The following is a 23,112-nucleotide window of genomic DNA, read 5'->3' as shown; positions in this document are numbered from 1 at the left end:
CCGCACTTCGGTGTCGGTGATGCGCCCCGTTCGCGCAGGTGATCGCGGGCCGGACAGGGTCGATTCGGTTTTAGGAACGATCGTTCTTGACTGATCGTTCCTCAATGGCTAGCGTAGCGGTCATGGGCAGACCGAGAGCATTCGACGAGGACGAAGTGGTGCGTGCCGCCGTGACTCTGTTCGGCGGACGCGCGTATGACGGGGTTTCCGTAGACGATCTGGTCAGCCACCTCGGCGTGCACCGCAACAGCCTGTATAAGGCGTTCGGCAGCAAGCGCGGCCTCTACCTGATTGCTCTGCGCCGCCACCTCGCCGAGGATGTCCGCCCTTTGCTCGACTCCCTTGCCGACGCATCGGATGCCGCGACCGCGCTGCGGCTCGTCACCTCGGCCGACCTCGACCTGCTTCTCCTCGCGGCGATCGAACGCGCACCGGTCGATGAGGAGGTGGCCGCCGAAGTGACGGCCGCGCTGGCCGCCATCGATCGGGTGATCGCCGACGCACTCGGCGTTCCCTCCGATCTGGCCGCCGCCCTCACCGCCACCGCGCTGGGCATCCTTCTGCGCGGCAACCCCGACAACATCGCCACCGCACTGGCTCAATACCTCAGCACTCTCACCTGAAAAGGAAACCAACGTGGCACTGGTACGTATCGACGGCGACGACCTCGTCGTCGTGCTCGAGGGTCTCGACAAGCTCTGGGCCTTCAAGAGCAGCCTGACCATCCCGCTGGCCAACGTCCGTGGCGCGACCGCCGACCCCGGCATCGCCACCGACCCCAAGGGAATCCGCGCGCCGGGCACCCACCTGCCTGGTGTCATCACCGCAGGCACATTCCATCAGGACGGCGACAAGATCTTCTGGGACGTCAAGGACCCGTCGAAGGCTCTCGTCGTCGAACTCGCCAACGAGCAGTACATACGCCTGGTTCTCCAGGTCGACGACCCTCGTGCGACTGTTGCCCTGATCGAGAACGCCCTGGCCTGAAAGGAGGCAGGCCAATGTTTCGCCACTTGGCAGCGGTCGTGATGACGCTGGCCGTCGTTACGGTCACTCCGGCCGAGGCAACACCCGCTCTGGTGCCTGCCGCCGACCGCGAGGTCGTCTTCAAGGCCGACGGTACGACCGCATACGGCACACTGCACGTACCCGAGCACCGTGCCGGGCAACGACTGCGGGCGGCACTGTTGCTGCCCGGCAGCGGACCTACGGACCGCGACGGCAACCAACCGCCCGGGTCCTCGCCGGACACCCTGGCCCAGTTGGCCGACGCGCTCGACAGGGACAAAATCGCCACACTGCGATTCGACAAGTACGGCACCGGCCGCACCGGGCTCGGCGCCTACCAGGACCACCCAGAGGAACTCGACTACCCGGCGTTCGTCCGCCAGGCACGGGCCGCCTACGAGTCATTGCGCGATCAGCCGGAGATCGATCCGCACGCCCTGCTTGTCGTTGGACACAGCGAGGGCGCGATGACGGGACTGCTGCTGGGCGGCACCGTCCGCCCACGCCCGGCCGGCCTGGCGCTTCTGCAACCGCAGGCGATCCGCATGCTGGATTTGGTCGCGCTCCAGCTCAAGGCTCAGATCGCCGAAGCGACGCGACAGGGCCAGTTCACACCGCAGCAGCAACTCACCATCAACGCGGCCATAGATGCCGGCATCACCTCCCTGCGCGAACATCGACCGGTCGAGACCACCGATCTGCCCCCCGCGATAGCCCGGCTCTTCCAGGCGTTCCAAGGTCCGAACGCCCGGTTCGTACAAAGCGATGACGCCGTCTACCCACCGGACACCGCCGCCGCTCTCCGGCCGGGCACCAAAGTGCTGCTGACCTGCGGCACGAACGACGCCCAGGTTCCTTGTGCCACAACGAATCCTTTGATGACCGCCCTGCGTCGAGCGCATGCCGCTGGACCGGGCCGAGTGACGCTGCCAGGAGTGGACCATCTGATGCACGACACCGACCACCCGAACACGCTCACGCCGCTCCTACTCGACGCCCTGAACCGGTTCGTCCGACACTGAGGTGATCCCAGGGGACTGTACGGTCACTGGCTCTGGCCCACTTTCGGTGGTGACGGACGGTGGTTAGCCGAGCAAGATGCGGTGGCGGAGGAGGGCGAAGCCAGCTCGACCGTACATCTGCCTTTTGATCATTTTCGTTTTGGTGTTGACGCCTCCGGTGCCGCCGTTGTGGAACGGGAGGGTGACGGCGGCGTTGACGGCGACTCGGTCGTAGTCCACACCCCTCGGCCGGGCGAAACCCTTCGGCGACGCCTTCGGTCCGCACCGGCAGCCCGGCCTCGGTGAGGATGTGCCGCTGCCGTAGCAGGGACTGGGTGGCGGTGGACGAGCGGGAGTACACAATCCGCACCGGCGGCTCCCCGGATGGGGGACGGCACCCCTGCGGGGAGCAGGAGGCTGCCCCTCTCAGGCGTACTTGGTCTGCGCCTCTTGCAGACCGCACCCTGTCTCCTCCTCCGCCTGAAGGCGGAGATCCATGTGGTGAGCACGGCGGCGAGGACGGGCGGCAACTATCGCCTCACCGGGGCGTCTGCTCCTTCTCGCAGATGGGGAGGAGGTCGAGGCCTTTCGAGACCGACTGGGCGTCGTTGTTCGGGCCGCCCAGCGCGATCTGGCTGCGGCGGTCCTCATTCGGATCCGGCGAGGGCGGCACCTCATCGACGTACCGCACGCCCTTGTCACGCAGGCACTGCACGACAGCGCGCACGAAGTCCGGGGACTCGGGGTTCGCCAGGTCGTACTCCCAAGGCGGCAGCGGTTTCTTGCTGAGGCAGGCCGCCTCCGCCGCGGGCCGGTTGGACTCGTCGGGCACCTTCTTCCCGGCGGCGGCGGCTTCCTTGGCCTTTACGGTGTCGTAGCCGTTGTCGGCCAGGCACTTGTGGTAGGTCTCGGTCAACGCGTGGATCTCGTCGGCCGTCAGGTCGAGCCGTTGCCTCGGGCGGCTCGCGGTGAGCGTTGTGCTCGACGCGGACACGGCCTTTGGGGACGGCCCCGTGGCCTCCGGGGCGGCCACGCGGCCCTGCTGCGCGGGTGGCGTCGAGCAGCCGGCGGCCAGGACGGCCAGAAGGGCGAGCCCGGCAATGCGGGGGATTGGGTTCATGCGTTCAGGATGGCCGCCGGTTGTGAAGATCCTCTTCGGAAGATGTTCGGGTTCCTTCACAAGTCGGCAGGCAAGCGGAGGGTGAACGTCGTGCCGGCGCCGAGCGTGCTCGCCACGGACACCGTGCCGCCGTGCGCCTCGACCAGCTGCCGGGTGATGGCGAGCCCCAGGCCGCGGCCGCCGGTGGCACGATTGCGGGAGCGGTCCGCGCGCCAGAAGCGGTCGAACACGTGCGGCAGGTGCTCCGGTGCGATGCCGCTGCCGGTGTCGCTGACCTCGATGACCACCTCGTCGCCCGCGTGGCGGGCCCGCAGGGTGATCCGTCCGTCCGCCGGAGTGTGCCGGACGGCGTTGGTGACCAGGTTGCTCACGGCCTGTCGCAGCCGCACCGGGTCCGCGTGCAGGCGCAGATCGCCGGAGGTTGCCACCTGGATGGTCGTGGTACGGTCCGCTGAGCCGCCGACCTGGGTGAGCAGCTCGCCGACGTCGACCGGCACCGGGCGCAATCGCAGCTCCCTGGCGTCGGCCGCCGCCAGGTCCTGCAGGTCGTCCACGAGGTGCTGGAGCACGAGGGTCTCCTCCAGCAGCGACTCGACGAGCTCCGGGTCCAGGTCAGCCACTCCGTCCTGGGCCGCCACCAGCCAGCCCCGAATGGTGCCGAGCGGGGTGCGCAGCTCGTGCGAGACGTCGTTCACCAGGTCTGTGCGCTGCCGCTCGATCCGGGCCAGGTGTTCGGACATCTCGTTGAAGGCCGTGGCCAGCTCGGCGACCTCCCATCTGGCCCGCACCTGTGCCCGCGCCGAACGGTCGCCGGCACGCATGCGCTGGGTCGCCTCGGTCACCGCACGCAGTGGCCGCAGCACCGGACCGGCGAGCAGCATGCTGACACCGACCGTGAGGACCAACACGATCGCGCCGGCCACGACGATCCGCACCGTCCCGGCCGCGGGCAGCCCGACCACCGCCGGTTCGGCCGGCGCGCTGACGAACAGCAGCGCCGCCGGCGTGACGTACGGGCTCAGCAGCAAGTGCCTGCCCCAGCTCAGGCACTCGAAGAAGACCTGCCCGTCGGCACGCGAGTTCGTGGGCACGAAGCCGCCGGACGCGGTGAGCCGGACCTGCGAAGGTTTCATCGCCCGGTCTTTGAAGCAGGTCTCCAGGTAGGTGTTGAGGACCTCCAGCGCCCGCTTCTCAGTGACGGTCGGCTTCAGCACGGGGGAGTTCTCGGCGACGCCGGTGCGGTCGCAGTCGCGCTCGGGCCCGCCGGTCGAGTGCACGAACGACCGCCCGCTCGCCGTCTGCACCACCGTGGCGGCCCGCCCCTTGGCACGCAGGCACCTCGCCGTCGCCTCCGCCTCGTCCCGCAGGCCGGCCCGCTCGTCCGGGAGCAGCCGGAACGGACCCACCGCGCGGGCGTCGATCCGGTCGTCCCGCACCCCAGGAGCCAGCGTGACGTCGACCGCGAGCGGATCGGCCACCGCGGCGGGCTTGGCCGGCAGCGGCGGGTCGTCCGGCCCGAACGCACCGGCGATCGGCACGCGGTTGCCGGTCGTGAGCCCGATCCGCAGCCCGGTTTCCCGGCTCAGGTCCGCGAGCACCGGCGCGATGCCGTCCCAGCGGGGGTGCGTCGCGGCGTAGGCGAGCACCCCGTCGTAGATCCGCGCGACGATCGCCCGGCTCTGGCCCTGCTCAGCCTGGATCGTCCCGGTCGTGCTCTGCACCGACAGCCACGCCGTCGCCCCGATCGAGCACATGGCCACGAGGACCGACCCGGCCAGCAACCGCATCCGCAGCCCGTGCCGCCGGCGGGGTTCAGCCGTGTCGCCGGCCATTGGTGACCTTGTAGCCGACGCCGTACACCGTGCGCAGGTACGCGGGGTCGCGCGGGTCGGCCTCGATCTTCTTGCGCAGGTTCGCCACGTGCACGTCGATGGTCCGCTCGGTGATGAAGCCGTCCAGCCCGTACGCCTGCTCGACGAGCTGCCCGCGGCTGAACACCTGCTCCGGCGCCGCGACCATGGTGGCCAGGATCCGGAACTCCGCAGGAGTGCACGGCACCTGCCGCGCACCGATCCGCACCTCGTGCCGCACCGCGTCGAGCACCAGGTCCCCGACCCTCAGCTCCTGCTGCGCGGATGGCTGTCGTGCCCGTCGCAGCAGGGACCGCACCCGAGCCATCAGCTCACGCGGGTCGTAGGGCTTGGTGAGGTAGTCGTCCGCGCCGAGGTCGAACCCGAGCAGCTTGTCATTGGCGCTCACCCGCGCGGTCACCATCAGCACCGGCAGGTCGTACTCGCGCCGCAACACCCGGCACACGTCCAGACCGTCGACCCCGGGCATCATCACGTCCAGCACCAGCAGGTCAGGCCGCTCCCGCCGGACCTCGTCGATCGCCGACCGCCCGTCGGCGACGACCCGCACGGTGTACTCCTCCCGGCACAGGTACCGGCGCACGAGCTCAGCCTGCTTCGGATCGTCCTCGGCCACCAGGACATACGCACACACGTGGGATTCCTCCTCACCAGCATCGCGTCATGATGCCAGAAAACCGCCTGAGGCAGGGCAGGCCGGCATCGTGAGGCTGACGTCTTCTTCTTCAGGCACGACTGTCCCTTTCTCCCGTACTTCGGCCTTTGGCGAATGAGCGCATCTGGAACCCGCCGATGCCGCTGCTGTTCCAATGGCGCAGCGCCGGACGGCACCGGGCCGTATCAGCGAACACGATCCGCAAGGCACTTAACGAGACCTTACGGAAGGCCGGCCTCACCGACGTGACTGGGCCAACCCGTCATGGGGCACAAGGACATCAACACCAGGAACCCGCTTGCCGGCTCCATACTCCGACATCGCCGCTGAAGGAGTCGCCCACCGCAGCGAACAGCCGGAGGCATCCACGCCGGAGACGCGATGTACGTGACAATGGCCTCTTATCACGTACATGAGCGATCATGGCGGCACGGCGACCAGGAGAACCTTTCGCCCGAACGGTGCGCGACTCCGGCACATCCCCGTAGGTGTCGCGCGGCGGCCGGCATGAGCACCGCACCGAAGATCACTGCGCTGCGCGGCGGAGGCGTCAGCCTCGCCGGGGCCGCCGACGCCTTCCTGGCCACCCCGCGTCGCGGCTCAGCGGGCGCAGGATGCGGTGGGCCGGACCGGTGACCCTGTTGCCCTGGCCGCGGCGCGCTTCGCACGCGCCCACGCACGCCGAGCAGCTGACCGGTCGAGCAGCAACTGGCAAGGATGGTGCTGGAGTTCGCCGCCTGGTGGTCCCGCGGCCTTCGATGTGCGGTACGTCATCCCGGCCATTCCGCTGGTGTGCCGGCCGTGGGGCTGGCCCTGGGGTCGCGGACCCCGTTCTTCGCCGGGCGGCCCGGCGGCGGATGGCCGCCGAGGCGGCGTAGATGCTTGTTCTCTACCTAGCCCCTAGGTAGAGTTAGAGTATGGGTGGTCCGCGCATGACATTGTCGACCCAGCTCGTGCTCCGCGCTCTTCTGGAGAGCCCCACACTGGAGATGTACGGGCTGGAGATCTGTGACGCCGCCGGGCTGCCGAGCGGCACGATCCATCCCATCCTTGCCAGATTTGAAGGCATCGGCTGGCTGCAGTCGAGGTTCGAGGACATCGACCCGAGCGAGGAGGGCCGCCCCCGCCGTCGCTACTACCGGCTCACGGCGGACGGTGCCGAGCAAGCGCGTCAGGCGCTCGCCAAGGCACACACCAAGATCGGCACCTTGCCGATCAGGCGGCCCGGTCTCGCGGATGGTGCGGTGTGAGCAAATTAGGCGGCAGTGCCGACGTTCTCCAGACCACCGGGATCCTTGACCTCACCAGGGCCCTGGAGCGGGCCCGCGTCCACGCCGGGATCCTCGTTGAGGACTTGGAGCGCTGTCGCGAGCTGGCCTACTCCCTGGAGGCCGTCATCCTGCTCGACCGCGCACGCGGGCGCGCGTTGCGGCTGGCCGGGACGCTGGAGGATGCCCGCATTCCCGACCTCACCAGCACGCCGCTCAACGTGCTCGACCGGAGCCTCGACCAGGCCAGGCTCCTGTCGCGCGGCATCGCCGACGAGCGCATCATCGCAGGGGCCCGGCACCGCGTCAGGGCGCTCACCGTGATGAACGCCTGCAACCGGATCTTCGAGCCCGCCCGGACCCTGGCAGGCACGCTGGACGAGGTCCAGATCCGCGCCCGCGAGCTCGACCGCGACCTCGGCCAGGCCGTCCGCCTGGTCCGCCGGCTGGACAAGTGGCTGCACCAGTTCGAGCCCGCGCACGTCACCGCCAAGCGGACCAACGTCGCCCGCCCCGCCGTGGTCCTGGTCGACGCCCTGACCCGGCTGCTGCCCGCCAGGCACCGCAGCCGCTACGCCGAGGAACTGCACGCCGAGCTGTACGAGCTGGCCAACGCCAAGGCCACCTCGTCCGCGCAGATCATCTACTCGGTCCACCAGCTTCGCCGGGTGCTGGAACTGCGGATGGCGCTGTCGGGGCGGGTGCGGCTGTACCACGTCCGGCGGGCCGCCTCGTGGGTGCTGGCCTCGGAGTGGCGTACGTGGACGCTGCTCGGGCCGTTCATGGTGGCTGCGGCGTACAACGTGTACTGGGTGCAGGGGTGGGGGTCGGCGTTCTACTCGATTCCCTGCATGGTGGGGTTCTACGCGGGCGTCGAATGGCTGCGCAAGCGGTGGCACGTCACCGTGAAGCGGCGGCGCAGGCCTCCCAGGATCTGACCCCGGCTCAGCACCGAACGTCACCCCGCTCCGCCGTTCCTCGCGACGCTGAGGGATCGCACACGGCTCAGCTCGAGAAGGATATTGCGGATGGTGACTGCGTTGTCACTGTGACGTTAGGGGCCCCTCTCATCTTCGCGTGATTACTTAGCGCATGCAACAGCAACTCAAAGTAGTTGCGCGCGGCTGAAAGGGTCTCCATGCACAGCATCCTGACCAGGATCCTCGCGGCACTCGCCGCCATCGCGATGTTCAGCGTCGCCACACCGCCCGCCCAGGCGGCGCCCACAGCCTACTTCGTCATGACCGACATCACCCGCGAACAGTTCGTCGTCCAGCTCACGGACCCCGCCAAGATCCAGCACGCTCGCGATCTGCTCAGCGGCACCAGCGCGGACCGACCGCACGTCCACGGACGCATCGTCAAGCGCCAGGCTTCCTACAACCCGCGCTGGAGCTACCACCTGAACCCCGACACGGTCGACTTCTTCGACTACGCGATCGAGATCTGCGACGCCACGATCCCCTACGTCGAGGATCACCTCGACGAGGCCGGCGGGCCGTTCCTGCCTGGTCTTGTCTGGTGCGGCTGGACTACGAGGCTCGTGCGCGAACTCACGCCATAGTCCCCTGACGTCGTCTGCCATCGCGGCCCCCGGAGAACCGCTCCGGGGGCCCGCCCGCATGTGCTGAGCCGTTCTCGGCAGCCTCAGGATGTCGGCCTCCGTTCCGGCGATACTCCACGGCCGGGGCATCAGACTGTCGAGCGAAGGCGGCAGAAGCTTCAACACGCAGACTTGACGGGGAAAACCACCGCCCGCTCAGGCCGGTAGTACCGAGGCAGTGCACCTGACATGCCTGACCTGCCTGAGAACCCCCAGATATCTGTGAGGCGACCTGCTACCCGCGCGACGACGATGATCAGCGGAGCAACGTCGCCGCATGCCGGGCAGCCATGCCGGTGATGCTGGCGAACTGGCGCACAAGCCTCGATCTCGGCTTGGGGAAGGGGCCGGTGGCGGCTCGAAGGCAGGCACTGGAGGCTGCCATCCAGGCCGAGCGCTTCGTTGGGGTTCACGACGCCCCAGTGACGTCCTATGGCGATGGGCGACTGGCCGGAGAACTCGCCAAGGCGGCGGCCTCGGCGCACGCGGCCTACGCTGCGACTGCTCGCTACCTGCGCACGGACTCCGCGCCCGGGGCGACAGAGCGGGATGGGGTAGGGGCTGAACGTTATGCCGTGGGCGCGGGTCGCCATCGACGACAGCGGCAGCTGCGTAACCAGATGACCGCACTTCAGCGGCGAACTCACCTCCGACCAGCGCAAGATCCTCAATTACGCCGTACAGAACTCCGGCGCCGCCCGGATCAAACTTGCCGTCGAGGGCGGCTCCATGTTCGCCTCCGCGTTCATCTTGAACAGCGATACCATGATCATCGGGATGGGCGGCTTCGTCGGTGTCGACGACGTCCCGACCGTCCAGCAGGCTCCGGCCGCCACAAGCCTTCTGCCCGCATCACCTCTGATCGACGCCTTCGCCCACCACCTCCCCGACCCGGCGACCGGGCGCTCGCCGACCGACGAGCGCCTGGACCGGCTCACCGTTCGCGAGCGCGAAGTTCTGGCCGGGGTGATCCGCGGCCGCTCAAACAGCGAGATCGCCGAGTCCCTGCACGTGGCGGAGGCGACCGTGAAGACCCACGTCGGGCGGATCCTCAGCAAACTCGGCCTGCGCGATCGGGTCCAAGTGGTCGTCTTCGCCTATGAGGCGGGCATCATCAGGCCGGGTACGGACCCCTTCCCCCAGTGACCGCACAAGTGCGCAGCCTGGTGTTCGCCGTCGTCACCGTTGTTGAGAGTCGTTCGTCGTGGTGACGATGGGGGCAGCGTCGTTCGGTGTGAATGTGCGGGGTGTCGACGGGTTCTTGCTGCTGGTGTGGACGTGCGACGACACGGTGGGGCTGTCGTGGAAGGCGACGGCCCTCCCTCAGCTCCGAGTTGATCCAGTAGCGCGAAGCGTTTCCCCGGACCGCCCCGCGATGGTCCGCCAGGTGCGCAGTGGCTCTGGGCCCGTCTTGGCTCTGGTCCGCTGATCCACGGTGCGATGCCGGGGCGCGCTTAGTGAGACGGGTTCACTGATGCCGGCGGCGGAGTGCTCGTTGCTCGGCGGCGTCGAGTGCGGGGGTGAGGGGTGCGAGCGTGGCGCGAAGGAGGTCCGGTAGTGAGCCGGACGGAACGACGAGCCCGCTGGACGAGGCAGTCGTCTGCAGCCACTGTTCGAGCGCCAGGCGAACCGCGGTGGCCACGCTGGCGGCGAGCACCCGTGCGGTGTGCGGTTCGTCGTCGCCGAGACGCTCGGCGATCGCGTCGGTGAGGGGATTTTCGATCGCGGTGGTGGTGTCGATGAACGCGTTCCGTAGCGCGGGGCGGGTGGTGATCAGCAGCAGTGCTTCCTGGCCGGATTGGTCTGGGGCGGTGTACTGATCCACGATCGCTTCGATGACGGTGTCGGCGAGGCCGGCGTGGGCGGGCCGGTCGGCCATCGTCGCCGCGACTCGCGCTTCCCGTTCGCCGGTGACGGCGGCGACGATCGCCTGTTCGCGGCTGGAGAAGTAGTTGTTGTACGTCCTCGGTGAGACGCCGGCGGCCTCGGCGATGTCATCGACGCGCACGTTGTCCGGGCCACGCTCAAGAGCCAGCCGCAGGGCCGCCGCGCGCAGGGCCTCTCGGGTGGCCCGCTTCTTCTGCTCGCGCAGCCCCGTCCGTCTCGTCGTCACGGTCTCAGCATAGCTTAGATGCGTGCACGCAAATTTGCGTGCACGCATTTTTGTGTTTAACCTGGCGTCGCGTCGCCACTCCGCCAGCGCCAGGAAGGACCGGAACGGTGAGGGCCAAAGGCATCAGTTACGACCCGGAGAGGGTCGAGCTCGCGGCGGCGTACGCCGCCGATGTGGGGCTGGAGGTGTGGTTCTCGCCCTACCCTCTCGAACTGACCGCCGAGGAGATGCCGGCGCAGGGGAAGCCGGTCGCGATCACCGAGTTCGGCGCGGCCGGCTATCAGGGCGCTCTCGGTTTGGAGATCGTCGAGTACGGCAAGGACGGCCCTGTTCGGCTGACCGGCGAGTACGTCCGGGACGAGCCTGGTCAGGCCGCGTACGTGCGGGAACTGCTGGAGGCGTTCGACGACGGCGGCGTGGACAGCACGTTCGTGTTCACCTTCGCGCTGCACGACCACGTGCACCGGCCCGACGGCGATCCCCGTGACGACCTGGACCTGGCCAGTTACGGCATCGTCAAGGTCTACGAGGATCGGCTCGGAGCCACCTACCCCGGCATGCCCTGGGATCCCAAGGCCGCCTTCACCACCCTCGCCGACTACTACCGCGGCTGAGCACGTCCCCAGGACGGCACCCCGGAGCGCACCACCTTTCGTCCCCGTTTCCGTACGAACCAAGGAGAAAATGTGATCACCGATGTCGTCATCGCCGGCGGCGGCCCGAACGGGCTGATGCTGGCCTGCGAGCTGAGCCTGGCAGGGGTCCGGCCGATCGTGCTGGAACGGCTCCCGGAGCCGAGCCAGGAACCCAAGGCCAACGGGCTGCTGGGCCAGGTCGTCAAAATGCTCGACCAGCGGGGCCTGCACGAACCTCTCAGCGGCAGCCCACTACCGCCGCAGCCGAACTCCGGATATTTCATGTTCGGCGCGATGGGCCTGGACCTGAGCCTGCTGCAGGACAGCCCCGTCCATGCCCTGCCGGTGCCACAACGACGCATTGTGCAGGTCCTGCAGGAACGCGCCCTCGAACTGGGCGTGGAAATCCGGCGGGGACACGAGATGGTGGGCCTGTCGCAGGACGACGACGCGGTCACCATCGACGTCGCGAGCCCGGGCGATGCCTACCAGTTGCGCGCCCGGTACCTCGTCGGCGCGGACGGAGCACACAGCACCACGCGCAAGCTCTCCGGCATCGAATTCCCCGGCATCACCTACGACCGGATGACCGTCTGTTCGGCGCACGCGACGGTGCCGGCGGACTGGATCGATCCCGCGACCGGTGCTCTGAACGTGCCCGGCCACGGCGCCGTTCTGCCGTTCCTGCCGCACCGTACCGAACACGGCGGGTTCTCCTACGCGCCGATGCCCGGCCACCCGCCGCTGGTCAGCACCACCGAGTGGGACCGGCCCGAGACCGGCGCCCCCATGAGCCTGGAAGAGTTGCGGCAGAGCATCCGCCGCGTGCTCGGCGTCGAGATCCCGCTCGGGCCGCCCGACGGTGCGGGACCGCACGTGCTGCGCCGCCTGACCGGCGGCAACACCCGGATCGCCGAACGGTTCGCCGACGGCCGGGTGTTCCTGATCGGCGACGCCGCGCACGTGTACGCCGCGACGGGAGGCGGTCCGGGGCTCAACCTCGGCCTGCAGGACGCGGTCAATCTCGGCTGGAAACTCGCCGCCCAGATCCGCGGAAACGCCCCGTCCGGGCTGCTGGACAGCTATGAGACCGAGCGGCGATCGGCCGCCCGGCGCATGGTGCTGAACGCGCAGGCGCAGGCGGCCCTGATCGCCCCCGGCGGCGATGTCACCGGACTACGCGAGGTGTTCACCGAACTGCTCCGCGACCCGAGCACCGTACAGCGCCTGGCCGAACTCACCGCGGGCGCCGACATCCGCTACGACATGGGCACAGGCGGGACACACCCGCTGACCGGCCGGTTCGTCCCAGACCTGGAACTGCACACCCCGGCAGGGCCGGTCCGGCTCGCCGAGCTGACCCGGACCGCCCGCCCCCTGCTGCTAGACCTGACCGAAGAAGCATCACTGGCGCGGACACCCGCCCTGCGGCACGACCAGGTCGACATCATCACCGCACACCCCCAGTCCCATGCGCCCACCGCCCTGCTGCTTCGCCCGGACGGCTACGTGGCCTGGGCCTCCGCATCGCCCCGGCCCGATCCGACGGAGATCGGCACACTCCGGGACGCCTTGCGGCGGTGGTTCGGCGCCCTCGAACCCGCCGCAGCCGAAAGCAATCCCTGAAGCCGGGTGGGATGTCGAGGGCGTCGGCCATATGGTGGCGCGCCCCGGCCAACCTCGTTTCTGCCGGGTGCTTGTCGTCACCGCGGATCAGCTTGGCGGGGTGCCGCTGCCGGCATGAGCCAGGGCCGCGTCGTCGGCGGCGGCCTCCGCTTCGCTCCACGGCTTGGGCGAGGGGTTGGCCAGGTGCCAGCGGACGGATTCGGCGACCCTGGCCGCCGGATCGCCGGATGTCCAGCCGAGCAGCGCGGTGGCCCGGGCGCAGGATGACGTCCTCGCGGCGTTGGCCGTCGTGCGGTCCGTAGATCATGGGCAGGCGCAGCACCACCGCGCCGCGCGGCAGCCAGCGTTCCTCCACGTCGAGCTTGTCGTAGTCGGCCGGGACGCCGGGCAGGTTCGCCTTCCGGTAGGGGTAGCGGTCGCGGCGCGGCTCGGAGTCCTCGTCCAGCGGCATGGGGGACAGTTCGCGGCCGGTGTTGAGCCCGGTGAATGCCTGGTAGACGTCCATGCTGGACAGCACCACCGCGGGCACCTCGGGCAGCACGGGCAGGACCGCGTCCACGTCGGCCGCGGTCAGCGCGTAGGCATCCACGACGGCCTCGGGCGCGAAGTCCTTCACCTGAGCCGCGTGACGGGCCAGCGCATGCCGGTCCGTCAGCAGGACACGCACGCCGGGTGGCAGCTCGGCCTGGGTGCCGCCCCGGTGCACCACCATGACCTCGTCGCCGCGCTGGGCCAGCCGGTGCGTGATGCGCCGCCCGGTGAATCCGGTTCCGCCCAGGATCAGTACACGCATGTCATGGGTCCCTTCACCGCTGTCTTCCGCAGGCGTTCACAGGGCTCGCCGCCGCCGATGTGTAGAAGTATCTCGAAGTGGGCTGAAACTCAGCCAGGCCGACGGGCGAGGCGAGTGATGAGGTCGCGGTCGCGTGCTCAACGGTGTCCGCGGCAAGGCTCGTCATCACCAAGGGGACCTTCCGGGAACACCGTGTCCGACGCGAGTGCCACTGACTCTTGATCAGCGGGGTCCGGGGTCCCTGGCGGCGTAGCGCACGAAGTCCCCAGCTCGCCACGGTGTGCTGGGGATTGTTGTTTGAGGGATCCCGCCGACCACTGCCTCGTTCCGGTCTCGAATCGCTTTCGAGTCGCGTGAGAAGAATCGACTCGACCGCAGGGACGAGCAGAGGGCTCCGAAATGACAGCGACGACGAGTACAGATGACCTCATCGACACCCATGATGTCGTGGTCATCGGCGGCGGGCCCGCCGGTGCGTCCACTGCCGGGCTGCTGGCCAAGTCGGGGCACGATGTCCTCCTCCTCGAACGGGAGAAGTTCCCGCGCTATCACATCGGAGAGTCCCTGATCACCGGCGTGATAGCGGTGGTGGAAGAGCTGGGAGTGCGCGAACGCCTCGAAGCTCTGGGATTCGTCCGGAAGTACGGCGGCAGCCTCGTGTGGGGAAGCCAGCAGCAGCGCTGGTCTTTCGCGTTCGTCGAGGGCGGCCCGTATCCCTCCTCGTACCAGGTGCGCCGCGCCGATTTCGACGCCCTGCTCCTCACCCGCGCCCGCGAACTGGGGGCGAGCGTGCTGGAGGAGGCGACGGTGAAGGAGGTGCTGGTCGAGGGGGAGCGCGTGGTCGGGGTCCAGTACGCCCTGCGCGGCGAGGACACTCCGCGACAGGCTCGCGCCAAACTGGTCGTGGACGCCTCCGGCCAGGCGCGGGTCCTCGGCAGGCGGCACGCCGGCGTCACCTGGCACGAGGGCCTGAAGAACGTGGCGGTGTGGACCTATTACCAGGGCTGCGAACGCCTCAAAGGCGACGAGGCGGGCAACATCCTCATCGAGAACGTGCCCGGCGGCTGGTTCTGGGCCATCCCGCTCTACGACGGGACGATGAGCATCGGCTATGTGACTCCGTCGGACCACGCCGCGCAGTTCGACGGTGACCTCTCCGAGCTGTTCATGGACAGGCTGGCGGCCGGCACCGAGCTGGTCAAGATGACGGCCCGCGCGCGCCGGGTCGGCGCCTTCAGGTCGGCCCGCGACTGGTCCTACAACTGCACCCGGTTCCACGGGCCCGGCTGGGCGCTGGTCGGCGACGCCGCGGCGTTCATCGACCCCCTCTTCTCCACCGGCGTGGCGCTGGCCACCCTGGCGGCACGGCAACTCGCGACCGTGATCGATCTGGTCGTCAAGGAGCCGGAGCTGGAAGGGCCCGCGCTCCAGGTCTACGAAGAGGGTTACCGGAATTTCCTGGACGCCATCCTCTCCTTCGTCCTGCATTTCTACGACGGCACCCGCGACCTCGACTATTACTACCGGCGCGCCCAAGGGATCATCGACCCGGAGCGGAGGGTCTCGGCCCGGCAGGATTTCGTCACCCTGATCTCCGGCCTCTCCGGAGCCCGCCCGATCTTCCCATTGCCGCTGGAGCGAATCAGGAACAGAAGGGATAGCCCATGCACCAGACGTTGATCGTCGCCCGGATGAGCCCCCGCGACAAGGACGCGGTCGCCGAGATCTGGCACGAGTCCGACGCGACCGAGTTGCCCCATCGCGTGGGCGTGGACCGCAGGGTCGTGTTCTCCTTCCACGACCTCTACTTCCACCTGGTCGTCTCCCGGCAGGGCATCACCGAGAACCTCTACAAGGCCCGGCCCAGCGCGCTCTACCAGGACATCAACCGCAAGCTCGCCCAGTTCATCCGGCCCTACGACCCCGGCTGGAAAGAGCCGAAGGACTCCATGGCCGAGCCGTTCTACGTCTGGGACGCACAGCGCTGATCCGGAGGAATGCCATGCCCAAGGGTTTGCCGAAAAGCGTGTCGGTCGACCAGGTCCCGTCCAACAGCCGTCGCGGCGGGGACATCCGCACGTTGCTGAGCCCCAAGACGGTGTCGTCGACGACGGGCTTCATGGGCCTGCTGTTCCTGGGCCCCGGCGAGCACGTGCGCGAGCACTACCACCCCTATTCGGAGGAGTTCGTCTACGTCGTCTCGGGCGAGATGCGGATGCGTTTCGCGCTGCCGGGACCCGGGGGCCCGGACGACTGGGAGTTCCACTTCGTCCCCCTGAGGGCCGGGCACGGCCTCGTGGTCCCCATCGGCCTGCGCCACCGGGCGGAGAACGCCGGCGGCGTCCCGGCCGAGGTCGTCTTCTCCCTCAGCCCGCTGGCGCCCAGGCCCGAGCTGGGGCACGTCGACACCGAACCGGAGGCCGAGCCGGTCAGCGGTACGCCGGCCGTACCCCGATCATGAGCTGCTCCTTCCGTGTGCTCCTGGAGATCCGGATCCGGCCGGGAAGGGCGCCCGCCTTCGAGGAGACCTGGCTGGAGATCGCGCAAGGCATCGCCCGGCACGCCGCCAACACAGGTCAGTGCCTGCTGCGCAGCCTGGAGGAACCGGACACCTACGTCGTGATCAGCGACTGGCGCGACGAGCCCGCCTTCCGCGAGTTCGAGACCAGCGAGGCCCACCAGCGCAACCTCGCCCTGTTGCGGCCGTACCGAACGGGAGGGTCGATGAAGACCATGCGCGTCGTCCACACGCTGAGCGGCCCGCGATGACCGGCCGCGTGCGCGTGATCCTGTGGTATCGGGTGCCTTCCGCGCAGTTGCAGCCGCTCGCCGAGACCTACCGCCAGATCAGCGAGCAGATCGCGGACGCGCCCGGCCTGGTGAGCAACGAGTTCCTGCACTCTTTCGACGACCCGGGAACCGTCGTCGTCACCAGCGAATGGGAGAGCCACCGGCAGCTCCAGGACTGGATCAACAGCCCCGGCCACCGTCACACCGCGCCGATCCGGCCCTATCTGGACGTCGGCAGGGACCGCCCTTACGAGACCTTCGCCGTCCTCACCTCATTCAGAAGAAGACCGGTGTCCGGTCGTCCACGCGGCGCCTGAAGGCCCACCACATCCACGCCTGCGCGACCGCCAGCACCGGCAGGATCAGGAGCAGGAGCCCCGCCCCGGGGTTCGCCGCGCCGCCGGGCGCCGCCTGCGCGACGCTGATGACCACCATGCCCGCGCAGCAGACGAGGGCGGCCGAGCTCAGGCCCAGGGCCGGGCCGTGCCGTTCGGCCCGTGCCGTCCGCCACGCGGCCAGGAGGGCGAGCGTGCCCAGTACCGCGAAGATCTGCTGGTAAAGCGCTCCGGACCGCGGGATCACGGCGGCGGCGGACGCCAGCGCGAACAGCGTGGCCGCCCAGGGCAGCAGGCGGGAGGCCACGGCGGCGGCACGCGGCACGAGTTCGAGGGGCAGACGGAGCACGAGCAGCAGGCCACCGTGCGCGGCCCACAGGACGGGCAGCGCCAGGGTCCACAGAATCACGCTCAGCGAGAAGGCTCCGGACCGCCCGCCGACGGCCAGGCCGACGATGAGCCCCCACGACAGGGCGAACAGCACGCTGGTCACGCCGAACGACCAGTCCCAGGCCGCGCGCCAGCGGGTGGCGGACAGGCGGCTTCTGAACCAGATCGACACGTCGCGTGTCACCCAGAAGAGCAGGGCGACCCCGATGAGGGGGTACGGCGCCTCATGCTCGATGAGGGGATAGGCGAACGGCAGAGTCACGACGACGGTCACCAGCCACACCTCGCCGCCCAGGAAGAACGGGCCGATCGAGGTGAGTACGGCCCTGCGTTCGGTGGCGGCACGGGTGACACCGCGGTACACCAGTCCGGCGCCGATCGTCCAGCCGTCGGTCACGAAATAAACACCGAGCAGTATCCACAGCAGGATTTCAGCTTCCACGCGACTCTCACAAGGCGAGCGTACGGTTGGCGTCTTCTTCTTGGCCGGCGCGCTCCAAAGTCAGCCCGAATAGGCCGTCGTTCGGCCCCCGGCGGGCGAATCTGAGGATCAGCCAGTAATTCACCGCGGCGATTGTGCCCATCAGCAGGACGATGACGACCGTTGACACAAGGGCCTGCGCCGTTGACATATCCGACGCCGCGTCCTGGATGGTGAGCAGGCCGTATACCGCCCATGGCTGGCGTCCGGCCTCGCGCACCAGCCAGCCGAGAATGACGGCGACGAGCGGCAGGGGCGCCAGAGCGGCCAGCAGGTACAGCGGCGCCCGTAACCGCACGACCGCATTACGGAAAAGCATGAGCACACAGAGAAAGGTGCTGATCTGAATGATGAACGCACATGCCTGCATGAGCTGGTACGGGGTGATGATCCAGCTGGGCGGGGCCGCCACGACGGCCGGGGCCGGTTCCGCCAGCAGGGCGGCCAATTTCGCCGGTTGCGTGTCACGAAGGCCGGCGGCCTGCCTGAAGCCGAAATGAATCACGAACAGCACGCTGACGAAGACCACCGGCAGCGCCCATCGCAGGGAGCGGGTGAAGAACTCCACCTCGTTGCGCTTGATCAGGTGCCACGCGCTCACCCCGGTCACCACCATTCCGCCCGCCATCAGCGCCACGAAGCCCACGTGAACGTGGGTGTCGAGGAGGCCGGCGTTGCCGACCAGCGCGCCGAAATCCGTCATCACGGCGCGGCCGTCACGCAATTCGTAGCCCACGGGGTGCTGCATGAAGGCGTTCGCGACCAGGATCCAGAAGGCGGAGGTGTAGGCGGCGAGCGCCACCAGCCAGATGAGGGCCAGGTGGGCCTTCTTGGGGAGCGTGTTCCAGCCGAAGATCCACATGCCGAGGAACGTCGCCTCGACGACGAAGGCGAGCAGGGTCTCCAGCACCAGCGGGACGCCGAAAACGTTGCCCACCTTGTCAGATAAGCCCGCCCAGTTGAGGCCGAACTGAAACTCCATCACCAGTCCGGTGACGATGCCCAGCGCGTAATTGATCACGTAGATCGTGCCCCAGAACGCGGTCATCCGGGCGTACACCTGTTTGCCCGTGACCGTATAAGCCGTCTGCATGGAGGCGACGAACACCACCAGGCCGAGCGACAACGTCACAAACAGGAAATGAATGGACCCCGTGGCCGCGAATTGGATCCGCAGCAGCGACAGCGCGTCGATCACGTGCTCACCATGTCCATTGCCGCTCAAACCGAGCTAGAGAACGGTTGGAGCATTCTTCCGTCTGATGACCTCTCCCGAACCGCTGGCCGCGACTCTACCGGGCAATGCGTTGCGGTGCGCAGCTTATTGACCTTGACTGCAACTGTCAGGATCGTCTAGTGGCACCTGAATGGCAGGACGTTACTGTCGGGGGTCCGTGATCCAGATCAAGGGAGATCAGGAATGATCAAGTTAGGCGGAATCTGCGCGTTAGTCGGCTCCATCGCCTTCATCGTGGCGGGAGCACTTCACCGAGATTTGCCTTCTGGTCCGGAGCACGCGGTGCGGCATGTGGCGGAGCAGCCGGGCTGACATTTCATCCATCTGCCGGCGATCCTCGCAGTGGCCCTGTGGCCCTGTGGCCCTGTGGCCCTGTGGCCCTGTGGCCCTGTGGCCCGTGCCAGGTCGAGCCGGTCCGCGTCGTCGAAGACGTCGCCGTCGCGGTTGGCCGCCGAGATCACCGGAAGGACCGCCTCCCCGGCCGCGATGTCCACGCCGCCGAGCCGTACGTCCTGCGACGCGATGCGCAGCAGCCCGCCCCCGGTCGTCAGGGCGTTGTAGCGGAGCAGTTCCTCGACCGCGGCCGGCAGCAGGTCCGGGCGGTCGCGGAGGCCGGCCAGCTCCCGGGGGTGCCGAAGCAGGCAGAGCAGGGACAGGGCGATCTCGCCTGACGTACTGAGGAACCCGCCCGTGATGACGGTGGCGCCCATCATGACGAGTTCGTCCTCACTCAGCAGGTCGCCCGCGTCGCGGAGCGCCACCAGCTCGCTCAACAGGTCCGGTCCCGGCCGGGACCGTCTGTCGGTGACCAGCTTGGCCAGGTACTCCTTCAGCTCCCGCCGGGCCGCCGCGACCTGCTCCACCGGGTACCGGGTCAAGCTGAGCAGGCGCTGCACCCAGTCGGCCACCCGGTCCCGATCGGCCGGGGGCACTCCGAGCAGCTCGCAGACCACGGCGATGGGCAGCCGCGACGCCAGGCCGGCGACCAGGTCCGCCGGTGGCCCGGCGGCCAGCAGGTCCGCCACCAGTTCGCCGGCGAAGCGTTCGATGGCCGGCCGTAGCGCGGCCATGCGCGCGGCGTTGAAGGCGGGGGCCACCAACCGGCGCAGCCGGGTGTGCTCGGGCGGGTCCATGCTGAACAGCGCGGCGGGGTCGGGCGGCACCGGCTGCAGCCGCGGCGCACCGGGCCTGGTGGTGAGCGCCCGGCTGAAGCGCGGATCGCTGAGCACCGTACGGTTGTCGCGATAGCTCGTCACCAGCCACGCCAGGTCTCCCGTGGGCAGGCTGACCCGCATCGGCCCGCTCTCTCGCAGCAGCGCGAACTGCGGGGGCGGCTCGCCCGCCGTGAGTGCGGGGAACGGGAAGGCGAGTGTCTTCTTCGTCACCGGGCCAGCGTCGCCGGGAGCGCTCGGGTCACCGTCGAACGTGCCTCGATTGCGGCTCGACCAGAGCGTGGCAGGCTGCGCGCCATGGCCGGACACACTGACAATGAGATCGTCATCCATGCCCCGCTCGACCTGGTCTGGGAACTGACCAACGACGTCGCGTCCTGGCCGGCGCTCTTCAGCGAATACGCCGCCACCGAGATCCTGTCCCGCGACGGTGACTCGGTCAGGTTCCGCCTCACCATGCGGCCGGACGACCAGGGCAACCGATGGAGCTGGGTGTCGGAACGCACCATGGACCGCGCCTCGCTGACCGTGCGGGCCCGGCGGCTGGAGTTCGGCTGGTTCAAGTACAGCTCATGGTCATGTACGGACGCTGATCGCCGGTCCAACCGTGGTCCTCGATGGCGACCGTCACCGAGGACCACGACGATCAGGATCGCGTCACTTCACTTCCTGGGCCCGATCCCGTCCAGCGTGAAGTTCCTGTTCCACTCGCGCACCCACTTGCGGCCGAATCCCTCGGCCGAGTTCAGTGCGGTGGTGCGTTCGTCGAACTTGCCCGTGGCGGGGTCGAAGGCGAAATCGGCGGAGGTGGGCTTCTTCACGTTGAAGGAGTCGAAGTCCGGGTTGAACGTTTTGACGCTCGACCCGTCCGCGTCGTCGGTGTAGGCGAAGTCGCCGGTGCCGATGCTCACCGAACGCGTCAGCACGTTGCCGGCGGGCACGTAGACGGAGTTCGGGTTGGTCCAGACGTATTCGTCGGTGCATTCCTCGGTGCCGACCGCGGTGCAGACCTGGCCCTGGGAATCGACGGGGACGTACCAGTCGCGGATGTTCGGGTACTGCCTGCCGTAGGCGCGGTACCACTTGTCGATGTTCTTCTGGGTGTTGGTGAACCCGGTGCCGTCGCCGGCCTTCAGCATGTCGTTGAAGCGCTCGACGACGACCTTCGCGTTGGCCACCGGCAGTTTCCTGCCGCCCTCGTGGTAGAGCTTGTCGTGGCCGATGTACTTCACGTCCTTGAACACATTGTCCGCGGCCACGTTGCTGTGACCCGACTGGTAGAACAGGCCGTGCTGGACGTTGTCGAAGAAATTGTGCCGCACGACCATTCCCGACATGCCGTCGTCCATGTAGATGGCCTGGTTGCCGTCCGCGCCGATGTCCCTGAACAGGTTGTGGGACACCACGTTGTTCAGGTACGTGTAATCCCGGCCCGCGTAGATGACGCCCTGGTCCGAGGCGTGCGTGACGAGCCGCTCGAACCTGTTGTGGCTGATCTCCATGTCGTTGCCCATGATCTGGATGGCCATGTGCGGGGCGTCATGGACGTGGTTGTAACGGAAGGTGTTGCCGACGCCGTACATGTAGCCCGCCGGCGTGTAAGTGGCCAGCTTCGAGAAGTCGTAGATCTCGTTGTGCTCGACCACGTGGTCGCCGCGTTCCAGCGAGTCGCGGTCGCCGCCGGCCGTGAAGACGCCGCCGCCGCCCAGGTCGTGCAGCCTGCTGTTGATGACGCGGTTGCGGTGGCCGCCCCGGCTGGTGCGGTATTCGGCGATGGCCGTGATGGCGTCGTTCGCCTCGCCGATCGCCACCGCGTCCATGCTGACGTTGAGGATCTCCAGGCCGTCGATGGCGGAGGACTCGGCGTCCAGCAGGCGTACGCCGGTGCCCGTGGTGCCGTTCAGCTTCAGGCCCTTGAGGGTGACGTTCCTGACGTTCTCCAACTGGAAGAACGGGGCGTCGAAGGAGGTGAGGCTGATCTCCTTGCCCTCCACCGTGCCGCCCGGCGGGTAGTAGTAGAGCGTGTTGTGGTCCTGGTGGCGGTCGATGTAATACTCGCCCTCGGCGTCCAGTTCGCTCAGTACGTTCTGGGCCACGAACGACGTCCATTTGTCGGTGGCGACGTACATGGTGGGGTAACTCGTTCTGACGTCGTTCTCGCCGACCGAGTCGATGCGTACGCGGTCGTTGGCGTAGTTGTTGCCGAAATAGCCCGCCAGCCAGCCGTCGGTCTCCTGCTTGGTGTGGTCGGTCTCCGTCGTGCCGGTGGCCTTCGCCCATGTGGCGTAACGGGCGGCGATCTCCTGGTCCTTGATGGAGTACACCGGGCCGGGGAGTCGCAACATTTCCTCGTACGGCATGGTCGTGCCGTCGGGGGTCTTGTCCGAGAAATAGTCGCGGGCGCCCTTGGGGGCTTCCTTGACGGTGAGGTGGTCGCGGCCGAGTTTGGCGTCGGCGTTGGGATACTGGGCCAGCGTCTGCGTGGCGTCGTCGGTGATCAGCGCGGGGGCGAAGGGCTGCGGTTTCCAGTTGAAGCCGTTCTTGTTCAGGCTTCCGGTGGGAATGCCCTCGGCTCCCAAGTCGTAGACGTGGACGTTCGGGGCCGCGGCGGCGCTGACGCGCGACTTCGACGACCACTTGGCCTCGTCCGCCGGGACCTCGCTCAGCTTGCGGAACTTGTCCGGCGACAGCGTGGTGACGCCGGCCAGTTCCACCTGTTCGCCTGGGTAGGCGGCGTAGATGACGTACGACTGCCGCTCGCCGGTCACCTCGATCGTCTTGGCGGTCTGGTAGACGCCCTCGCGGATGTAGACGGTGCCGGGACTGCGCCGGCTCGTCTTGCCCGCCAGGGCGTCGCGGGCGCGTTCAATCGTGGCGAACGGGGCCTTTATGGTTCCGGCCGCGTTGTCGTCGCCGTTCTTCGCCACGTACACCACGTTCTTCGTGGGAGCGGCTGCTGCGGCCGGTGGCGTGCTGACGGTGGTTACCAGCAGCGCGGCGACCAGGGGGATCAT

At 68.4% G+C, this 23,112-nt stretch carries 22 protein-coding genes and 4 pseudogenes; 17 read left to right on the top strand and 9 right to left on the bottom strand.

Annotated elements, in window-relative coordinates; genetic code table 11:
• Nucleotides 1–122: 122 nt before the first annotated feature.
• From AB0I81_RS18700 to AB0I81_RS18690, 3 genes are read left to right on the top strand one after another with little or no spacing between them, the layout of a single operon-like run.
• Nucleotides 123–623, top strand: coding sequence for a TetR/AcrR family transcriptional regulator (locus AB0I81_RS18700; protein WP_360658016.1), 501 nt, complete (start codon nucleotides 123–125; stop codon nucleotides 621–623).
• 13 nt (nucleotides 624–636) lie between these two features.
• Nucleotides 637–987, top strand: coding sequence for a hypothetical protein (locus AB0I81_RS18695; RefSeq protein WP_360658013.1), 351 nt, complete (start codon nucleotides 637–639; stop codon nucleotides 985–987).
• 14 nt (nucleotides 988–1,001) lie between these two features.
• Complete coding sequence (locus AB0I81_RS18690; protein ID WP_360658010.1) at nucleotides 1,002–2,030, top strand: alpha/beta fold hydrolase; 1,029 nt, start codon at nucleotides 1,002–1,004, stop codon at nucleotides 2,028–2,030.
• Between the two features lie 517 nt (nucleotides 2,031–2,547).
• Here the strand turns inward: AB0I81_RS18690 and AB0I81_RS18685 are convergent.
• The 3 genes from AB0I81_RS18685 to AB0I81_RS18675 are packed head-to-tail and all read right to left on the bottom strand — an operon-like array spanning nucleotide 2,548 to nucleotide 5,634.
• Nucleotides 2,548–3,129: a hypothetical protein gene (locus AB0I81_RS18685; protein ID WP_360658008.1), complete on the bottom strand. Its 582-nt coding sequence runs from the start codon at nucleotides 3,127–3,129 to the stop codon at nucleotides 2,548–2,550.
• A 56-nt stretch (nucleotides 3,130–3,185) separates the two neighbouring features.
• Nucleotides 3,186–4,961, bottom strand: a complete 1,776-nt coding sequence (locus tag AB0I81_RS18680; protein ID WP_360658005.1) for an ATP-binding protein — start codon at nucleotides 4,959–4,961, stop codon at nucleotides 3,186–3,188.
• The gene (locus AB0I81_RS18675) at nucleotides 4,942–5,634 is read right to left on the bottom strand and encodes a response regulator transcription factor (RefSeq protein WP_360658002.1); all 693 of its coding nucleotides are present in this window, start codon (nucleotides 5,632–5,634) and stop codon (nucleotides 4,942–4,944) included. The genes AB0I81_RS18680 and AB0I81_RS18675 overlap by 20 nt, the downstream gene beginning before the upstream one ends.
• Nucleotides 5,635–6,162: 528 nt before the next feature.
• On the opposite strand from AB0I81_RS18675, the gene AB0I81_RS18670 reads away from it, so the two are divergent.
• From AB0I81_RS18670 to AB0I81_RS18645, 6 genes and pseudogenes are all read left to right on the top strand, one after another.
• The gene (locus AB0I81_RS18670) at nucleotides 6,163–6,291 is read left to right on the top strand and encodes a hypothetical protein (RefSeq protein ID WP_360658000.1); all 129 of its coding nucleotides are present in this window, start codon (nucleotides 6,163–6,165) and stop codon (nucleotides 6,289–6,291) included.
• 296 nt (nucleotides 6,292–6,587) lie between these two features.
• On the top strand, nucleotides 6,588–6,905 hold the full coding sequence (locus AB0I81_RS18665) for a helix-turn-helix transcriptional regulator (protein ID WP_360657997.1): 318 nt from the start codon (nucleotides 6,588–6,590) through the stop codon (nucleotides 6,903–6,905).
• Nucleotides 6,902–7,861 carry a hypothetical protein gene (locus AB0I81_RS18660; RefSeq protein WP_360657994.1) on the top strand — a complete coding sequence of 320 codons (960 nt, stop codon included), beginning with the start codon at nucleotides 6,902–6,904 and terminating at the stop codon, nucleotides 7,859–7,861. The genes AB0I81_RS18665 and AB0I81_RS18660 overlap by 4 nt, the downstream gene beginning before the upstream one ends.
• A gap of 200 nt (nucleotides 7,862–8,061) precedes the next feature.
• Nucleotides 8,062–8,487, top strand: a complete 426-nt coding sequence (locus AB0I81_RS18655; RefSeq protein WP_360657991.1) for a calmodulin-binding protein — start codon at nucleotides 8,062–8,064, stop codon at nucleotides 8,485–8,487.
• Nucleotides 8,488–8,744: 257 nt separating this feature from the next.
• Nucleotides 8,745–9,092 (top strand): annotated as a pseudogene (locus tag AB0I81_RS18650) (DUF885 family protein); the annotation flags it as partial.
• A gap of 358 nt (nucleotides 9,093–9,450) precedes the next feature.
• A pseudogene (locus tag AB0I81_RS18645) lies at nucleotides 9,451–9,672 on the top strand (helix-turn-helix transcriptional regulator); the annotation flags it as partial.
• Nucleotides 9,673–9,994: 322 nt separating this feature from the next.
• On the opposite strand, the gene AB0I81_RS18640 reads toward AB0I81_RS18645, so the two are convergent.
• Nucleotides 9,995–10,639 carry a TetR/AcrR family transcriptional regulator gene (locus AB0I81_RS18640; RefSeq protein ID WP_360657988.1) on the bottom strand — a complete coding sequence of 215 codons (645 nt, stop codon included), beginning with the start codon at nucleotides 10,637–10,639 and terminating at the stop codon, nucleotides 9,995–9,997.
• Nucleotides 10,640–10,746: 107 nt separating this feature from the next.
• Here AB0I81_RS18640 and AB0I81_RS18635 point away from each other — a divergent pair, with 107 nt between their 5' ends.
• Nucleotides 10,747–11,253: a hypothetical protein gene (locus AB0I81_RS18635; protein ID WP_360657985.1), complete on the top strand. Its 507-nt coding sequence runs from the start codon at nucleotides 10,747–10,749 to the stop codon at nucleotides 11,251–11,253.
• A 72-nt stretch (nucleotides 11,254–11,325) separates the two neighbouring features.
• On the top strand, nucleotides 11,326–12,900 hold the full coding sequence (locus AB0I81_RS18630; RefSeq protein ID WP_360657983.1) for an FAD-dependent oxidoreductase: 1,575 nt from the start codon (nucleotides 11,326–11,328) through the stop codon (nucleotides 12,898–12,900).
• 583 nt (nucleotides 12,901–13,483) lie between these two features.
• Here the strand turns inward: AB0I81_RS18630 and AB0I81_RS18625 are convergent.
• A pseudogene (locus AB0I81_RS18625) lies at nucleotides 13,484–13,693 on the bottom strand (NAD-dependent epimerase/dehydratase family protein); the annotation flags it as partial.
• A gap of 399 nt (nucleotides 13,694–14,092) precedes the next feature.
• On the opposite strand from AB0I81_RS18625, the gene AB0I81_RS18620 reads away from it, so the two are divergent.
• The 5 genes from AB0I81_RS18620 to AB0I81_RS18600 are packed head-to-tail and all read left to right on the top strand — an operon-like array spanning nucleotide 14,093 to nucleotide 16,800.
• Nucleotides 14,093–15,373: an NAD(P)/FAD-dependent oxidoreductase gene (locus tag AB0I81_RS18620; protein WP_360657980.1), complete on the top strand. Its 1,281-nt coding sequence runs from the start codon at nucleotides 14,093–14,095 to the stop codon at nucleotides 15,371–15,373.
• Nucleotides 15,358–15,681 (top strand): TcmI family type II polyketide cyclase, encoded by a 324-nt coding sequence (locus tag AB0I81_RS18615; protein WP_360657977.1) that lies wholly within the window; start codon nucleotides 15,358–15,360, stop codon nucleotides 15,679–15,681. Before AB0I81_RS18620 ends, AB0I81_RS18615 begins: the two co-directional genes overlap by 16 nt.
• Nucleotides 15,682–15,695: 14 nt before the next feature.
• Entirely contained in the window at nucleotides 15,696–16,154 is a 459-nt protein-coding gene (locus AB0I81_RS18610; RefSeq protein WP_360657975.1) for a cupin domain-containing protein, read from the top strand.
• Nucleotides 16,151–16,462, top strand: a complete 312-nt coding sequence (locus AB0I81_RS18605; RefSeq protein ID WP_360657972.1) for an antibiotic biosynthesis monooxygenase family protein — start codon at nucleotides 16,151–16,153, stop codon at nucleotides 16,460–16,462. The genes AB0I81_RS18610 and AB0I81_RS18605 overlap by 4 nt, the downstream gene beginning before the upstream one ends.
• 8 nt (nucleotides 16,463–16,470) lie before the next feature.
• A complete protein-coding gene (locus AB0I81_RS18600) occupies nucleotides 16,471–16,800 on the top strand; it encodes an antibiotic biosynthesis monooxygenase family protein (protein WP_360657969.1) in 330 nt (109 codons plus the stop codon).
• On the opposite strand, the gene AB0I81_RS18595 is transcribed toward AB0I81_RS18600, so the two are convergent.
• The 3 genes from AB0I81_RS18595 to AB0I81_RS18585 form a co-directional block, all read right to left on the bottom strand.
• On the bottom strand, nucleotides 16,760–17,650 hold the full coding sequence (locus AB0I81_RS18595; RefSeq protein ID WP_360657966.1) for a cytochrome d ubiquinol oxidase subunit II: 891 nt from the start codon (nucleotides 17,648–17,650) through the stop codon (nucleotides 16,760–16,762). The two genes, AB0I81_RS18600 and AB0I81_RS18595, sit on opposite strands and share 41 nt — an antisense overlap.
• 7 nt (nucleotides 17,651–17,657) lie before the next feature.
• Nucleotides 17,658–18,887, bottom strand: coding sequence for a cytochrome ubiquinol oxidase subunit I (locus AB0I81_RS18590; protein WP_360657963.1), 1,230 nt, complete (start codon nucleotides 18,885–18,887; stop codon nucleotides 17,658–17,660).
• A gap of 287 nt (nucleotides 18,888–19,174) precedes the next feature.
• Nucleotides 19,175–20,311, bottom strand: a complete 1,137-nt coding sequence (locus AB0I81_RS18585; protein WP_360657960.1) for a cytochrome P450 — start codon at nucleotides 20,309–20,311, stop codon at nucleotides 19,175–19,177.
• A gap of 84 nt (nucleotides 20,312–20,395) precedes the next feature.
• Here AB0I81_RS18585 and AB0I81_RS18580 point away from each other — a divergent pair.
• Nucleotides 20,396–20,647: pseudogene (locus AB0I81_RS18580) on the top strand (SRPBCC family protein); the annotation flags it as partial.
• Nucleotides 20,648–20,760: 113 nt separating this feature from the next.
• Here the strand turns inward: AB0I81_RS18580 and AB0I81_RS18575 are convergent.
• Complete coding sequence (locus AB0I81_RS18575) at nucleotides 20,761–23,112, bottom strand: right-handed parallel beta-helix repeat-containing protein (RefSeq protein ID WP_360657957.1); 2,352 nt, start codon at nucleotides 23,110–23,112, stop codon at nucleotides 20,761–20,763.

The organism is Nonomuraea sp. NPDC050404 (assembly GCF_040655495.1).
Lineage (GTDB): Bacteria > Actinomycetota > Actinomycetes > Streptosporangiales > Streptosporangiaceae > Nonomuraea.
Note: the sequence above shows the minus strand (reverse complement) of the source record. Positions and strands in the feature narration are given on the sequence as shown.